This is a genomic window from Nocardioides palaemonis, from assembly GCF_018275325.1.
Classification (GTDB): domain Bacteria; phylum Actinomycetota; class Actinomycetes; order Propionibacteriales; family Nocardioidaceae; genus Nocardioides; species Nocardioides palaemonis.
On record NZ_JAGVQR010000004.1, the window covers coordinates 985,494 to 1,001,257 of the forward strand.

The window sequence follows — 15,764 nt, forward strand, 5'->3', positions numbered from 1 at the left end:
GTCAGCCCCGGCGCCGGACCCGGCGGTACGCGTCGAGCGTGCCGCGCCCGGCGGGGCTGTCCTCCAGCGTCGTGACGATCTTGCGGCGCACCCGGTAGGCCGGGGTGGCGTGCGCCCGGTCGCGCTCCTCGCGCGCGTCGCGGAGCTCCTGGTGGAGCCGCTCCTCCACCGCCCGGAGCCGGGCGGCCTCGACCAGCAGCGCGCTGATCGCGTCGAGCGCCGGCGGCAGGAGCTCGTCGGCGGTGGCCGTGTCCGGGTCGGCGAAGTCGCCGGCCTCCGGTCCGAGCAGGTCGTCGAGGTCGCCGGCGACGTCGTAGCCGCGGGCGCGGAGCGTCTCGACCCAGCGGGCCGAGAGGCCGCGCGCCCAGGCGTGGTCATCGGGGGCCAGGCCGAGGCGCGCCGACGACACGCTGCGCGACCACGTCTGGTGCGCCAGCACCTCACGCACCAGCGGCCGGTAGTCGGGCGGCGCGATGATCGAGGTGACCCGCTGGTTGATGGTGCGCAGCAGCGACGTCTCCGGCACGCCGAGGGAGGGGTTCTCCCGCTCGGCGGTGAGGTCGAGCGGCAGGTCGTCGAGGCCGAAGGTGCGCGAGAAGCGGCGCCACAGCTCGCCGCGGTCGGAGCCCGGCGGCGGCACCGTCACCAGGTGGACCCGCTCGGGCGGCAGCGACGAGCCCCAGCGGTCGAGGATGTCGGGCAGCTCCTGCACCGCCCAGAACCAGGACCCGATCTTCGAGTCGCGACCCGCGTCGCGGATCGTCTCGAGGAACGTCGCGTAGGTGATGTGGCTGCGGTGCTTGACGTTCTCCTGCCACTCCGCAGGGATCTGGCGGACCAGGTCGCGCGCGGACAGCACGAGGTGGACCTCGGCGTCGCCCAGCGAGTCCAGCGCGCGGGCGACCTGGGTCGGGGTGGCGCGGGCGAAGATCTCGTGGCTGATGATCGCGGTGCCGTGCCACGCACGCACCTGGGCGGCGAGCCGGTCCCACGCCCCGACGGCCTCCGTCTCCAGGCCGCCCCAGGGCAGGGTCATCAGGTCGAGCGCGGCGAGGAAGTGGGCGTCGAAGCGGTCGGCGGCATAGAGCACGTCGTGCTCGCGCAGCAGCGACTGGTTCCGGAAGAGCACGTCCTGGAGGTACGACGTGCCGGTCTTCGGGCAGCCCACGTGCAGCAGCACCCGCCTGCTCACCGCTCCACCTGCCCCTCGCTCGGTCCCCGTGCGCCGGCCGTGCGCCAGCCGGGGTCGACGACCATCCGGACCGCCAGGTCGAGGACCCGCTCGGGCCCGCCGTCCGCGGCCGGCGTCGCTCCGCTCGGCTCGAGCGCGGCGAGGTCGCCGACGACAGGGTAGCCAGCACGGGTCACCGCGCGTACGGCCCGGGCAGCGGACGTCGCGACCCAGTCGTGCTCGCGTCGCGGGACCGCCACGGGCTCGGCGCCGGTGCCGGGCATCCGGTCCTGCAGGGTGCGCATCAGGGCCGGGCGCTCCGCGGCCGGGACGCGGAGGCCGACGACGGCGGCGACGCGCCGGGCGAGCTCGGCCTGGTCGGCGCCGGGGACCGGGACGTGGGGGAGGTGGCGCACGCCGACCTGCCGCGGCAGCCGCTCGAGGTCGGTCACCACCCGGACGAACGGTCGGCGGGCGTGCCAACGGTGCACGGACCCCACGAGGTCGGCGCGAGCCGGGAGCTGGTCGCGCTCGCGCCAGAACCGCAGCCACTCCTCCCAGGGCTTGGTGCCGGTCTCGAAGCAGCGCTGGGTCCACGTGCGGGCGAGCAGCTCGTCGAGCGGCGCGCCGACGGCGACGAGGAACGGCCGCGGACCACCCTCGGGGCGGCCCCGCGCGACGAGGTCGCGGCGCAGCCCGGCGACCGTCACGGGGTCGCCGACCAGGCGGAACCGGCGACGCCACGGCCGCGCCCACGACGTCCGGACCGGGTCCGGCCCGAGCGCGACGAGGTCCTCGGCGAGCAGCACGCTCGCCACCCGCAGCAGCTCGTGGGCGCCGACGGCGGCGGGGTCGACGGGGCGGGGCCCGTAGGCCGACGCGTCGACGCCGACCAGGGGCAGGTCGGCCTTCCCCCGCCCGGCGGCCGGGGTGGCGAGCACCCGGTCTGCCAGGCCGGCGTCGGTGCTGCCGCCGGAGGCCAGGTTGACCCGGCGCAGCAGCTCGAGCTGCTGGGCGCCCGGCAGCGGACCGGACGACGCGGCCTCGCCCGTCCAGTCCAGCCAGGGCGTCGTCCCACCGCCGCGCAGGTGGGCGACCCAGCCGTGCGCGGTGGCCCGGTCGCGGGTGGTCACCGCTCGCGCAGCCGTCGGGCCGCGCTGCGCAACCGGCCGCCGGAGTCGGCCGAGGCGCGGTTGGCGGCCTCCTGCGTCATCACGGTCAGCGCGTCGAGGGCGGCGCCGAGCTCGAGCTTGGCGCGCACCTTGTCGGGGTCGCGCCACTCGGCGTCCGGCTCGGGACGGCGCGGGCGCAGGTCCTCGACGTCACCGATGACGTCGACGCCGCTGCCGCGGACCCACTCGATCCAGCGCTCGGCCTGCTCCTCGGCGAAGCCGTAGCGATCGGGAGGCAGGCGCACCGGCACGGCCTTGCGGGAGACCAGCACCTCCTGCGCGAGCAGCTCGCGGATGAGCGCGTCGTAGGCCGGCTCGCGCCACACGCCGAGCTCGAGACGCCGGTTGAGCTTGCGCAGCAACGAGGTCTCGGCGATCCCGAGCGAGCGGTTGTCGCGCTCGGAGTCGAGCGGCGCCCAGGCCGGGTCGATGCCGAAGGCGCGGCAGAAGCGCAGCCAGAGCTCGTCGCCGTTGGGGCCGCGGTCGTGCGGGACGGTGACCACGTGCACCCGCTCGGGCGGCAGCTTGGCGCCCCAGCGGGCCAGCACGGTGGGCAGGTCCATCGCGTTGAACATCCACGTCTGGCCACGCTCGACCTTGGTGAGGAAGCGCTTGAACGGCCACTTGCGACCCTGCTTGATCGACTCCTGCCACGCCGCGGGCAGCTGGCGGCCGAGGTCGCGGGCCGAGTAGACGACGTGGACCTCGCTGCCGGCGAGGTCGTTGAGCGCCTTGGCGACCTTGTCGGGCTTGGCGCCGGCGAGGATCTCGTGGCTGACCACCACGTTGCCCTCGGCACGCCCGATGCGCCGGACCATCGCGTCCCAGGCACCCTTGGCGTGGCCGGGCGCACCGCCCCAGTCCTGCTCGAGCAGGTCGAGAGCGGCGCGGAAGTGGAAGACGTCGGTGTCGACGAAGCGGTTCTGCGACGGGATGGTCACGCCGTGGCGCGCCAGGGACCCGGCGTTGAGCATCAGCCGGTCCTGGAGGTAGGTCGTGCCGGTCTTCGGAGCCCCGATGTGGAGGTGGACGACGCGACTCATGGCGCTGATTCTGCCCGAGCGACGCGCGCGGGCGGGAGGCGGCCGGACATCGACTCGCCGCTCAGGCGGAGCCGAGGGCGCGGACGACGGCGCTCGGGCTCGGGCGGCCGAGCTCGCCGGCCATCCACGTGCTGGTCGCGACGACCGCGTCGAGGTCGACGCCGTGCTCGATGCCGAGACCGGTGAGCATCCAGACCAGGTCCTCGGTGGCGAGGTTGCCGGTCGCCGACTTCGCGTAGGGGCACCCGCCGAGGCCGCCGGCGCTCGCGTCGAAGGTGGTGATCCCCGCCTGCAGCGCCGAGAAGGTGTTGGCGAGGGCCTGGCCGTAGGTGTCGTGGAAGTGCATCGCCAGCCGGTCGGTGCCGACCCCGGCGTCCGCGAACGCGGCCACCAGCGCCGTCACGTGCCCGGCGGTGGCGACGCCGATGGTGTCGCCGAGGCTGAGCTGCGAGGCGCCGAGGTCGAGCAGGCGGGTGCCGGCGGCGACGACCTGATCGATCGCGACGGCGCCCTCCCACGGGTCGCCGAAGCACATCGAGACGTAGGCGCGGACGTCCATGCCGGCCTCCCGGGCGCGGGCGACGGTGGGCTCGAACATCGCGAACTGCTCGTCGAAGGTGCGGTTGAGGTTCTTCGACGCGAAGGTCTCGGTGGCGCTGCCGAAGATCGCGACGTGCTCCAGCCCGAGCTCGAGCGCCCGGTCGAGGCCGCGCTCGTTGGGGACGAGGACCGGCAGGTGCCGCCCGGCGTCACCGAGCTCGGTCATCAGCTCCGCCGCGTCGGCGAGCTGGGGGACCCACCGCGGGTGGACGAACGACGTCGCCTCGACGATCGGGAGGCCGGCCACCACCAGGCGTCGGACGAACTCCGCCTTGACCGCGACGGGGACGATCGCCTGCTCGTTCTGCAGGCCGTCGCGGGGACCGACCTCGTAGATCGTGACGCGGTCGGGCAGGCCGTCGGCGCGGACGGTCATGGGGAGTGGTTTCGCCACCCCCCTCTCGGTTCCTGAGGTGCGAGGAGCCCCGGCGACGAGCCTCGAAGGACGCACCTCAACCACCGAACCCGTCCACGACGAAGAGGGCGGCGCCGAGCTTCACCAGGTCGCCCGCGGCCGCGCCGATCGTGGTGACCGTGCCGGCGAAGGGCGCCTTGAGCGCGAGCTCCATCTTCATCGCCTCCATCACCCCCAGCGTCTCACCCTCCTCGACGACCTGGCCCTCGGCGACGTTGACCGCCAGGACCGTGCCGGGCATCGGCGCGAGCAGCGTGCCGTCGCCGGCCGCCACGGCGTGGTCGCCGAACGGGTCGGGGCGCTCCCAGACCCAGCGCTGGCCGCGGTGGACCACGTCGACGACGTCGCGCTGGATGTTGAGCACGGCGTGCTCGGGCCGGCCGTCGACGAGCAGGTGGACGGTGTGGTTCTCGGCCGACACCATCTCGACGGCGTGGTCGTCGACGCGTCCGCGGTGGCGGTCGACCACGACCAGGGTGTCGCCGAGGACGACGGTGTCGGGCGCGGGGTCGGCCCCCATCCGCCACCCGTCCGCGCGCCACGGCCCGGCGCCCCGGCCGACGGTGTCGAGGAGCACCTCGGTCCACGCGCCGAACACCCGCGCCAGGTCGGCGTCGGGCTCGGGCACCTCGTGGTGATCGAGCCAGGCGGTGTCGATCGAGCAGTCGCGGAACTCGTCGGAGTCGGCGAGGACGCGCAGGAAGCCGGTGTTGGTGGTGATGCCGAGGACGACCGTCTCCTCGAGCGCACCGACCAGCGTGCGCCGGGCGGCCTCGCGCTCGGCGCCCCACGCGATGACCTTGCCGAGCATCGGGTCGTAGGAGGTGGAGACCTCCTGCTCCGGCTCGAGGGCGTGGTCGACGCGTACGAACGGGTCTCGAGACAGGCGCTGCGCGCCTTCCTCGACCAGCGAGTGGGGCCATCGCACGATCGAGGTGCGGCCGGCCTGGGGCAGGAAGCCGTGGAAGGAGTCCTCGGCGTAGACCCGGGCCTCGATCGCGTGGCCCTCGAGGCTGATCTCGCCCTGCGCGATGCCGAGCGGCTCGCCGGTCGCGACCAGCAGCTGGAGCTCGACGAGGTCGACCCGCTCGCCGCGCACCCGGGTGACCTCCTCGGTCACCGGGTGCTCGACCTGCAGTCGGGTGTTCATCTCCAGGAAGTAGAACTCCCCGGTCGCGTTGTCGAGGAGGAACTCGACGGTGCCGGCGCCGACGTAGCCGCACTGCTCGGCGAGGGCGACCGCCGCGGACGTGATCGCGGCGCGCTGGGCCTCGTCGATCGTCGGCGCGGGCGCCTCCTCCAGCACCTTCTGGTGGCGGCGCTGGGTCGAGCAGTCGCGCTCGAAGAAGTGCAGCACCGTGCCGTGGCTGTCGCCGAGCACCTGCACCTCGATGTGCCGGCCGGACTCGACGTACTTCTCGATGAGGAGGGTGTCGTCGCCGAACGAGCTGGCCGCCTCGCGGGCGGCGGCCGCGCGGGCCTCGGGGAGCTCGGCGGCGCTGCGCACCACCCGCATCCCCTTGCCGCCGCCGCCGGCGGCCGCCTTGACCAGCACCGGGTAGGCGAGCGAGGCGGGGTCGTCGTCGAGGGCGTACGACGGCACGACCGGCACCCCGGCGGCCAGCGCGACCTCGCGGGCGGCGTCCTTGCGGCCCATCGCGTCCATCACGTCGGCCGACGGGCCGACCAGCGTGATGCCGGCCTCGGCGAGCGCGCGGGCGAAGGGTGCCCGCTCGGACAGGAAGCCGTAGCCCGGGTGCACGAAGCCGGCGCCGGACTCGCGCGCCGCGGCCACCACCTCGTCGACGTCGAGGTAGGACCCGACCCGCACCGCCACGTCGGCGGCCCGGGCGTGCGGGGCCTGCGCGTCGAGGTCGGTGTGGATCGCGACGGTGCGCCAGCCGAGGCGGCGGGCGGTGCGCATCACGCGGAGCGCGATCTCGCCGCGGTTGGCGATGAGGACGGTGTTCATGAGGTCTCCTTCGACCGAGGTCTCGTGACGGTCGCTGCGCGACCTCCTCGACCAGCGGTGCCGCTGGTCGAGGAAGGACGGAGTCCTGTCACGAGACCGAGGTCCATCACATGCGGAAGATGCCGTACTGGGGCTCGGGGATCGGGGTGTAGGACGTCGCGCCGAGCGCCATGCCGAGCACGCGGCGGGTGTCGGCGGGGTCGATGATCCCGTCGTCCCACAGGCGGGCGGAGGCGTAGTAGGGCGAGCCCTGGCGTTCGTACTGCTCCCGGATCGGGCTTCGATAAGCCTCCTCGTCCTCGGCCGACCACTCCTCGCCGCGGGCCTCGAGCCCGTCGCGACGGACGGTCGAGAGCACGCCGGCGGCCTGCTCGCCGCCCATCACCGAGATCCGGGCGTTGGGCCACATCCAGAGGAAGCGCGGGTCGTAGGCGCGACCGCACATGCCGTAGTTCCCGGCGCCGAACGAGCCGCCGATGACGACGGTGAACTTCGGGACGACCGAGCAGGCGACCGCGGTGACCAGCTTGGCGCCGTCGCGGGCGATGCCCTTGTTCTCGTACTCGCGACCCACCATGAAGCCGGTGATGTTCTGGAGGAAGACCAGCGGGATGCCGCGCTGGTTGCACAGCTCGATGAAGTGGGCGCCCTTGAGCGCCGACTCGCTGAACAGGATGCCGTTGTTGGCGACGATCCCGACCTCGTAGCCGTGGATCCGGGCGAAACCGCACACGAGGGTGTCGCCGTAGAGCTTCTTGAACTCGTGGAACCGGCTGCCGTCGACGACCCGGCGGATCACCTCGCGCACGTCGTAGGGCGTGCGGGTGTCGGTCGGGACGACGTCGTAGATCGACTCAGGCGACTCGTGCGGCTCCTCGACGTCGACAGCCGGGGTGCGGGCCGGGGTCGCGGGCGGCAGCGTGTCGACGATCGAGCGGACGATCTCCAGCGCGTGGGCGTCGTCCTCGGCGAGGTGGTCGACCACGCCGGAGGTGCGGGCGTGGACGTCGCCGCCGCCGAGGTCCTCGGCCGTGACGACCTCGCCGGTCGCGGCCTTCACCAGCGGCGGGCCGCCGAGGAAGATCGTGCCCTGGTCGCGCACGATGACCGTCTCGTCCGACATCGCCGGGACGTAGGCCCCGCCGGCGGTGCAGGACCCCATCACGCTGGCGATCTGCGGGATGCCGCGGGCCGACATGTTCGCCTGGTTGAAGAAGATCCGGCCGAAGTGCTCGCGGTCGGGGAACACCTCGTCCTGCATCGGCAGGAACGCGCCGCCGGAATCGACGAGGTAGATGCAGGGCAGGCCGTTCTCCGCGGCGACGGCCTGCGCGCGCAGGTGCTTCTTCACCGTCATCGGGTAGTAGGTGCCGCCCTTGACCGTGGCGTCGTTGGCGACGACCACGCACTCGCGTCCCGAGACCAGCCCGATGCCCGCCACGACCCCGGCCGACGGGACCGCGTGGTCGTCGCCGCTCCCGTACATCCCGTACGCCGCCAGCGGGGCGAGCTCGAGGAACGGGCTGCCGGGGTCGAGCAACCGGTCGACCCGGTCGCGCACCAGCAGCTTGCCGCGGTCGGTGTGCTTCTTCCGCGCGGACTCCGAGCCGCCCTCGCGCACCCGGGCCAGCCGGGAGCGCAGGTCGTCGACGAGCTCGCGCATGGACGGTGGGGTCAGGGGCTCGGGCACCGGGTCAGGTTAGCGATCGTTAACCCGCAGCGTCCAGTGCGGGGAACTCGCCCACCACGGTGGTCCCGCGCCCCGGCGCCGCGTCGAGGCGCAGCGTGCCGCCTGCGGCCTCGATCCGCGCGACCATCCCCTCCAGCCCGCCGCGGGTGACGCGGGCGGGGTCGAAGCCGCCGCCGTCGTCGGTGACGCGGAAGGCGAGGTGCGGCCGGCCGCGCAGCACCACCAGCAGCTCGGAGGCGCGCGCGTGCTTGGCCGCGTTGGTCATCGCCTCGAGGATGCAGAAGTAGGCTGCCGCCTCGACCTGCTGGGGATGCCGCTCGACGTCCGCGACGTCGAGGGTCACCGGCACCGGGGAGCGACGGGCGGTCGCCTGGAGCGCCGCGACGAGGCCGCGCTCGGCGAGCAGCGGGGGATAGATGCCGCGCGCGAGCTCGCGGAGCTCGACCAGCACCTCGCGGTTGTCGGCGGCGAGCTGGTCGAGCAGCCGGGCCGCGCCGTCGCCGCGGCCGGCGAGGAGCTCCTTGCGGGCCCGCTCGACGGTGACGCTCATCGCGAGCAGCCGCTGCTGGGCGCCGTCGTGCAGGTCGCGCTCGAGGCTGCGGCGGGCGGCGTCGGCGACCGCCACCACGCGCGTACGGGAGTCGGCGAGCTCGTCGGCCTGGTCGCGCAGCCGGACGTAGGCGTCGCGCACCAGGTAGACCACGATCACCACGCCCGCCGGCAGGGACGCCGCGATCACCACGGCGTTGACCCACCAGGTGTCGTTGAGGTTGTCCGTGCGCCGCCACTCCCCGAGTGCCGCCACCCCGGCGCTGCCGATCACCGCCACGACCATCAGCGCGCGGATCCACCGCTGCGGGAGGTAGGGGAAGCCGACGAGCAGCGGCACCATCGTCAGCAGCGCGGTCAGCGGGCTCAGGTTGGGGGTCGCCCACGTGCCGCCGACGGCGAAGAGCAGCGACGACACCGTCAGCCCGATGATCGCCGCGGGCGCGCCGTAGCGCCGGCACAGCGGCGGCGTGACGAGCATGATGACGATCGACGCGACCATCACGCCCAGGTCGATCTCCACCGCCGTGTGCTTGAAGCCCAGGAAGTACGCCGCGGCGAGCAGCAGGGTCGCCGTGGTCAGCGCGACCAGGTTGATCCGCAGCAGCCAGCGCAGCGCGGGGTCGAGGCCGTCCCAGCCGCCGAGCAGCCGGCTCATCCGCGCGGGGCCACCGCGCCGCCGACGCCGGCCTCGCTGAGGAACACCAGCGTGGCGGCCACCCGGCGGTGCACGGGGGCGTCGGCGGGCAGGTCCAGCTTGGTCAAGATCGAGTTGATGTGCTTCTCCACGGCCCGGTCCGTGACCACCAGGTCGGCCGCGATCGCCGCGTTGGTCATCCCGCGCGCGACCATCGCGAGCACCTCCAGCTCGCGGGGCGTGAGCCGGTCGAGCAGCGAGTCGTGGCGGCGGGTGCCGGTGGCCACGAGCGCGTCGACCACGATCTGGTCGATCACCGAGCCGCCGGAGGCCACGGTGTGCAGCGCCGCGACCAGCTCGTCGACGTCGGCCACCCGCTCCTTGAGCAGGTAGCCGCGACGGTCGCTGCCCTCGCGCACCAGGTCGAGGGCGTACTCGACGTCGGAGTACTGGGTCAGCGCCACCACGCCGACCTCCGGGTGGGCGCGGCGGAGGTGGGTCGCGGCGCGGATCCCCTCGTCGGTGAAGTCCGGCGGCATCCGGATGTCGGTGAGCAGCACGTCCGGACGGTGGCGGTCGACCGCGGCCAGCACCTCGGGGAGGTTGGTGGCGGTCGCGACGACCTCGATGTCGTCGAACCCGGACAGGAGGGCGAGCACCCCGGCGCGCAGCAGGTCCCCGTCCTCGGCGAGGACCACGCGGATGGGAGCCATGGCGGCAATCTAGCCACGCGCGCGCCTCGCTGTCGGTGGGGCGGGCACCACCGTGGGGCGGCGAGGCGTCCGGACGGGCGACCATCGGGCCTGCGGGGGTGGTGCTGGCACCACTGACACGCGTGCGGCGACGACGGCAGGATGCTCCGCGTCGGCACGGACCGTGGGGGTCGCGGTGGCCGCTGGGGGGGAGCGGCCACTCGTGCCGACCCGTGCAGGGAGGACGTCGTGATACCGCTCGCCGTGTGGGAGGCGCCCGTGCGTCGCGTCCCGTCCACCCGACGGTCGTTGCCGACGTCCGGGTTAATCACCACTAACCTCGACCTCGTGACCCCGCGCCGCCAGCAGATCCTCGGCATCGCCGCCGAGCTGTTCGCCGCCCGCGGCTTCCACGGCGTGTCGGTCGCCGAGCTCGGCTCGGCGTGCGGGATCTCCGGCCCGGCGCTCTACAAGCACTTCGAGTCCAAGGACGCGATGCTGGCCGAGATGCTGGTGTCGATCAGCGAGACGCTCCTCGCTCAGGGCCGACGTCGCGCCGAGAGCGCCGACGGACCGCGCGCCGCGCTCGAGGCGCTGGTGGAGTGGCACATCGAGTTCGCCATCGACCACCGCGCGCTGATCGTCGTGCAGGACCGCGACTGGAGCAGCCTGCCCGACGAGGCGCGCGAGCGGGTGCGGTCGCTGCAACGGGCGTACGTCGACGTGTGGGCGACGCAGGTGCGGCTGCTCGACCCGGCGATCACGCCGGAGGCCGCCCGCACCCGCGCCCACGTGCTGTTCGGGCTGCTCAACTCCACCCCGCACTCCGGCCGGCTGCCCGACCCGCAGCTGCACGAGGTGCTGCGCGAGATGGCGCACGGGGCCCTCGGCCTCTGACGCCCGAGCGACGGTCCCGGTCGCGCGGCCAGGGGTGAACCGGTCGGGGTCATCTGAGGACGTGGTGCAGGAGGATGACCCCGTCCCGGGTGCAGGACGTCCTCAGACACCTCTGGTGGCGGAGGGTGGCGTCACCAGGCGTCGGCGGCCGGGCCCAGCTCCAGCAGCCGGGCCGCGCGGGCAGCAGCCTCCGCGGCGACGGCGAGGTCGTCGACCTCCTCCGTCGCCTCGGCCGCGTCGTCCTCCGCGTCGTCCTCCGCGGAGTCGTCGGCGGAGCCGGCCGTACGCGGACGGGTGATCCGGTGCAGGTCGCGGAGCACCCGGTCGCGCGGCAGGCCGCGCAGGTGGGTGAGCACGAACGGGTCGGCCTGGATCAGCCAGGCGAGCTGGGTCAGCACGGCGAGCGCGTGCGGGCAGGGGTCGAGCCACGAGTCGCACGAGCAGGCCGACCCCAGCTCGCCGCCGTAGGGCAGCAGCTCGACGCCGGCCTCCTCCACTGCCTCGACGAGGGCATGCGGCAGCTGGCCGGCGAGCAGTGCCGCGATGCGGCCGGACTCCGCCGCGACCAGCTCGGTGAACGCCGCCGCGTCGCCGCCGTCGAGCACCGGCACCGTGACCTCGACGGTGAAGGCGTCGTCGCCGTCGTGGACCGCGGCGACCGCGGAGCCGTCGGCGACGGTGATCGCGCCGACCGCTCCCGCCCGCGCCAAGGCCCGGCCCGCGCGCAGCTCCTTCTCGCCGAACGCCGCCTCCTCGACCGCGCGCAGCACCGCCTTGCTCCACCACGTGCCGCCGCCTCCGCCGCGCCGGGGCGGCAGCCGCGGGTGGATGGTGGCCCCGCTGTCGGGGGTCGTCATCGACGCAGCTCGACGAGGTCGCGGAGCTCGGCGTCGGAGAGCTCGGTGAGCGCGGTCTCGCCGCGCGCGAGGACGGAGTCGGCCAGCGAACGCTTGCGGGCGAGCAGCTCGGCGATCCGTTCCTCGATCGTGCCCTCGGTGACGAACCGGTGGACCTGCACCGGGCGGGTCTGGCCGATCCGGTAGGCGCGGTCGGTGGCCTGGTCCTCGACCGCGGGGTTCCACCAGCGGTCGAAGTGGATCACGTGGTCGGCGCGGGTGAGGTTGAGGCCGGTGCCGCCGGCCTTGAGCGACAGCAGGAAGACCGGCACCTCGCCGGCCTGGAACCGCGCGACCATCGCCTCGCGCTCGCGCACCGGCGTCCCGCCGTGCAGGAGCTGGTGGCGGACGCCGGTGGTGGCGAGGTGGCGCTCGACGAGCCGGGCCATCGCGACGTACTGGGTGAAGAGCAGGACCGCGCCGTCCTCGGCCACGACGGTCCCGACCAGCTCGTCGAGCAGGTCGAGCTTCTCCGAGCGGCCGCGCAGCCGCGGGTTGGACTGGCGCAGGAAGTGGGCGGGGTGGTTGCAGATCTGCTTGAGGCCGGTCAGCAGCGCGAGCACGAGCCCGCGGCGGGTCTCCTCGTCGGCCTCCTCGATGCGACGCATCGACTCGCGCACGAGCGTCTCGTAGAGCACGACCTGCTCCCGGGTCAGGCCGAGCACGTGGTCGGTCTCGGTCTTGCGCGGCAGCTCGGGCGCGATGCCCGGGTCGGACTTGCGCCGGCGCAGCAGGAACGGCCCGATCAGGTCGGCGAACTGCCGTGCCTTGGTCGGCTCGAGGCCCGACTCGATCGGCCCGGCCCAGACCTTGCGGAAGGCGTTGCGGCTGCCGAGGAGGCCCGGGATCGCCCAGTCGAGGATCGCCCAGAGCTCGGTGAGGTCGTTCTCGACCGGCGTGCCGGTCAGCGCGACGCGGGCCGCGCTCGGGATCGTCCGCAGCGCGCGGGCCGCGGCCGAGCGGGCGTTCTTCACGTGCTGGGCCTCGTCGGCGACGACGAGGTCCCACGGCACCTCCGCGAGCAGGGCCGCGTCGTTGCGCATGGTGCCGTAGGTGGTCAGCACGAAGCCGGACGCGACGTCGTCGAGGTCGCGGGCGCTGCCGTGGTGGCGGCGTACGGCGACGCCGGGCGCGAAGCGGCGGATCTCGGCCTCCCAGTTGCCGAGCAGCGACGCCGGGCAGACGACGAGCGTGGGGCCGCCCGCCCCGCGCTCCTTCCCCTCGTCGGTCGAGGTGCGAGCGGAGCGAGCCTCGAGACCACGCTCCACGCGGTGGAGGTGGAGCGCGATGACCGTGACGGTCTTGCCCAGCCCCATGTCGTCGGCGAGGCACGCGCCGAGCCCGAGCGAGGTGAGCTCGGCGAGCCAGGACAGGCCGCGGCGCTGGTAGTCGCGCAGGTCGGCCCGCAACGCGGCTGGCACCTCGACCAGCTCGCCGGAGGTGGCGCCGGCCAGCCGCTCGCGGACCTTCAGCAGGCTGGCGCCGACGACCGCCTCGTAGGGGACGTCCTCGATGTCGACGACGCCGGTGAGGGTCGCGGCGATCGCCTGCACCGGGGTGACGGTGCGGATCAGCCGCTTGCGCGCCCGCTTGATCACGCCCGAGTCGACCGCGACCCAGTTGTCGCGCAGCTTGATGATCGGGCTGGTCGTGCGGGCCAGCTCGTCCATCTCCTCGTCGGTCAGCTCCTCGCCGTGCAGCGCGAGCTGCCACTCGAAGCCGAAGAGCGCGTCGGGGCCGAAGAGCCCGTCGTGGAGCGCCTCCTCGCGGGGGGCGGCGGCCTGCCGCCGGCCGAGCTCGACGCGCTGGGTGACCTCGCGGTCGAGGTACTTGGGCCACATCACCTGGTGACCGGCTTCGGTGAGCGCACTCGCCCCGCCGTCGAGCAGCGACAGGATCTCGTCGGAGTCGAGGGTGATCTCGTCGGGCACGCGCAGGTCGAGCAGCCGCTCGAGCACCGGCCAGGCGTCGGCGGCCGACCGCAGCGCGATCGCGGCGTGGGTGCGGGCCCGCTCCCCGAACCCGTGCGCGGCCTCGGGCCCGGCGTCCTCCCAGAGCTCGACCGCGTCGGCGACGTGGGCGGCGTTGTCGACCGCGTGCACCTGCGTCACGAGGCGTACGGCCCCGGCGACCAGCTCCTCCTCGTCGGCCTCGACCCGGAACGACACCGAGACCAGGTGCGGGCGGTCGTCGCGCCCGCGCGAGCGGATCCGGGCGATCCGCTGCTGGAGCTGGTCGCTGAAGTCGTCGGGGCGCAGGACCGTCGGGGCCGGCGCGACCGCGCGGGCCCGGTGCCGCGAGGCGCCCGGCGAGGTGCGGGGCACCGTGTCGGCGATGGCGTCGAGCAGCGCGCGGACGGTGCCCTCGGCGGTGGCCGCGTCGAACCCGTCGTGCCCGCGCGCCCGCACCAGCTCGGCGATCCGCCGCTCGTCGTCGGCGTCGAGGCCGGCGACCTGCCAGTGTCTCCCGCCCGGCTCGGGCGCGAACCGGCCGGCGGCGACGAGCTGGAGGCCCATCAGCGCCGCGCCCGCGAGCAGCGCGACCGAGGGGTGCAGGTCGTCCTGGTCGCGGACCTTGCCGAGCACCGGCAGCGCGCCGCGCACCGGCATCACGATGGTGCGCCGCTCGTCGGTGAACTCGATCGAGCCGTCCCGGGGCGGCTCCCCCACCAGCAGCCTGGCGGGTCCGGTGACCGGGACGAAGCTCATGCGGTGCCTTTCCGTGACCGCTGGCTGCGGGCACGAGGACGCTAACGCGTGGGACCGACAGGTCGTTCCCACCAGGTCCCGCCCCGCGCCCCCTCCGTTACCGTCGCTCGCATGGACGTCTCCGCGCTGCTGGCCGCCCACCCCGTGATCGACGGGCACAACGACCTGATGTGGGAGGCCCGCGCCCAGGTGGCCTACGACTTCGACCGGCTCGACGTCGGCGCCGGCGGGACGCCCACCCACACCGACCTGCCCCGCATGCGCGCCGGCGGGATGGGGGCGCAGTTCTGGTCGGTCTACGTCCCGACCCGCCTCGCCGGGGACGCCGCGGTCACCGCGACCCTCGAGCAGGTCGACGCCGCCCGCGAGCTGACCCGGAGGTACGCCGACCACCTCGCGTGGGCGACCACCGCCGACGAGGTCGAGCAGGCGTGGGCCTCCGACCGGATCGCGTCGCTCGCCGGCGCCGAGGGCGGCCACTCGATCAACGGCTCGCTGGCGACGCTGCGCCAGCTGCACCGGCTCGGCGTGCGCTACCTGACCCTCACCCACAACGCCAACACCCCGTGGGCGGACTCCGCCACCGACCGTCCGGTCGCCGGCGGGCTCACCGCGTTCGGGCGCGAGGTGGTCCGCGAGATGAACCGGGTCGGCATGATGGTCGACCTGTCGCACGTCTCGGCCGACACCATGCGCGACGCGCTGGCGGTGAGCGAGGCGCCCGTCATCTTCAGCCACAGCTCGGCCCGCGCCGTGACGGACAGCCCGCGCAACGCGCCGGACGACGTGCTGGAGGCGACCGCGCGCGGCGGCGGCGTGTGCATGGTGACGTTCGTGCCGAAGTTCGTGAACCAGGCGTGCGCCGACGCGCACCGCGAGATGGTCGCGGCCGGGGAGGCGGAGGGGATCCCGGAGGCCGACGGTGCCCGCTTCGGGCCGTTCTCCGACCGCTGGGAGGCCGAGCACCCGCCGCCGACCGCCACCCTCGACGACGTCGTGGCCCACTGCGAGCACGTGCGCGAGGTCGCCGGCATCGACCACGTCGGCCTCGGCGGCGACTACGACGGCGTGCAGGTGCTGCCGACCGGCCTCGAGGACGTGTCGACGTACCCCGCCCTGCTCTCCGCCCTCGCCGGGCGCGGCTGGTCGGCCGAGGACCTCGCGCGGCTGACCTGCCGCAACACGCTGCGGGTGATGCGCGAGGTCGAGGACGTCGCCCGCGAGCTGCAGTCGACCCGCGCCCCGAGCATCGCGCGGATCGAGGACCTCGACGGCGCGCCGGCATGAGCCAGGGGTGACGCAGCCCACCCGATAATCGCTGG

Annotated in this window: 12 protein-coding genes; 2 read left to right on the forward strand and 10 right to left on the reverse strand. The window is 74.3% G+C overall.

What is annotated here, in order from left to right:
* Position 1: 1 nt before the first annotated feature.
* The 8 genes from KDN32_RS20510 to KDN32_RS20545 all read right to left on the reverse strand — a co-directional run bounded on the left by KDN32_RS20510 (position 2) and on the right by KDN32_RS20545 (position 9,962).
* On the reverse strand, positions 2 to 1,192 hold the full coding sequence (locus KDN32_RS20510) for a hypothetical protein (RefSeq protein ID WP_211734339.1): 1,191 nt from the start codon (positions 1,190 to 1,192) through the stop codon (positions 2 to 4).
* Positions 1,189 to 2,304 (reverse strand): hypothetical protein, encoded by a 1,116-nt coding sequence (locus KDN32_RS20515; RefSeq protein WP_211734341.1) that lies wholly within the window; start codon positions 2,302 to 2,304, stop codon positions 1,189 to 1,191. Before KDN32_RS20515 ends, KDN32_RS20510 begins: the two co-directional genes overlap by 4 nt.
* Positions 2,301 to 3,386 carry a hypothetical protein gene (locus KDN32_RS20520; protein ID WP_211734343.1) on the reverse strand — a complete coding sequence of 362 codons (1,086 nt, stop codon included), beginning with the start codon at positions 3,384 to 3,386 and terminating at the stop codon, positions 2,301 to 2,303. Before KDN32_RS20520 ends, KDN32_RS20515 begins: the two co-directional genes overlap by 4 nt.
* A 61-nt stretch (positions 3,387 to 3,447) precedes the next feature.
* Entirely contained in the window at positions 3,448 to 4,362 is a 915-nt protein-coding gene (locus KDN32_RS20525) for a hydroxymethylglutaryl-CoA lyase (protein WP_211734344.1), read from the reverse strand.
* A gap of 76 nt (positions 4,363 to 4,438) precedes the next feature.
* A complete protein-coding gene (locus KDN32_RS20530; RefSeq protein WP_211734346.1) occupies positions 4,439 to 6,373 on the reverse strand; it encodes an ATP-binding protein in 1,935 nt (644 codons plus the stop codon).
* 106 nt (positions 6,374 to 6,479) lie between these two features.
* Complete coding sequence (locus KDN32_RS20535; RefSeq protein ID WP_443678654.1) at positions 6,480 to 8,063, reverse strand: carboxyl transferase domain-containing protein; 1,584 nt, start codon at positions 8,061 to 8,063, stop codon at positions 6,480 to 6,482.
* Between the two features lie 19 nt (positions 8,064 to 8,082).
* A complete protein-coding gene (locus tag KDN32_RS20540) occupies positions 8,083 to 9,270 on the reverse strand; it encodes a sensor histidine kinase (protein WP_211734348.1) in 1,188 nt (395 codons plus the stop codon).
* Entirely contained in the window at positions 9,267 to 9,962 is a 696-nt protein-coding gene (locus KDN32_RS20545; RefSeq protein WP_249217278.1) for a response regulator transcription factor, read from the reverse strand. The genes KDN32_RS20540 and KDN32_RS20545 overlap by 4 nt, the downstream gene beginning before the upstream one ends.
* A gap of 327 nt (positions 9,963 to 10,289) precedes the next feature.
* On the opposite strand from KDN32_RS20545, the gene KDN32_RS20550 reads away from it, so the two are divergent.
* On the forward strand, positions 10,290 to 10,838 hold the full coding sequence (locus KDN32_RS20550) for an SACE_7040 family transcriptional regulator (RefSeq protein ID WP_307854246.1): 549 nt from the start codon (positions 10,290 to 10,292) through the stop codon (positions 10,836 to 10,838).
* Between the two features lie 131 nt (positions 10,839 to 10,969).
* Here the strand turns inward: KDN32_RS20550 and KDN32_RS20555 are convergent, their stop codons facing one another.
* Together KDN32_RS20555 and KDN32_RS20560 are read right to left on the reverse strand one after the other, a co-directional pair.
* The gene (locus KDN32_RS20555; protein ID WP_211734352.1) at positions 10,970 to 11,695 is read right to left on the reverse strand and encodes an SWIM zinc finger family protein; all 726 of its coding nucleotides are present in this window, start codon (positions 11,693 to 11,695) and stop codon (positions 10,970 to 10,972) included.
* On the reverse strand, positions 11,692 to 14,442 hold the full coding sequence (locus KDN32_RS20560) for a DEAD/DEAH box helicase (protein WP_211734354.1): 2,751 nt from the start codon (positions 14,440 to 14,442) through the stop codon (positions 11,692 to 11,694). The genes KDN32_RS20555 and KDN32_RS20560 overlap by 4 nt, the downstream gene beginning before the upstream one ends.
* Positions 14,443 to 14,553: 111 nt before the next feature.
* Here KDN32_RS20560 and KDN32_RS20565 point away from each other — a divergent pair, with 111 nt between their 5' ends.
* Complete coding sequence (locus KDN32_RS20565) at positions 14,554 to 15,729, forward strand: dipeptidase (protein ID WP_211734356.1); 1,176 nt, start codon at positions 14,554 to 14,556, stop codon at positions 15,727 to 15,729.
* The last annotated feature ends 35 nt before the right edge of the window (positions 15,730 to 15,764 follow it).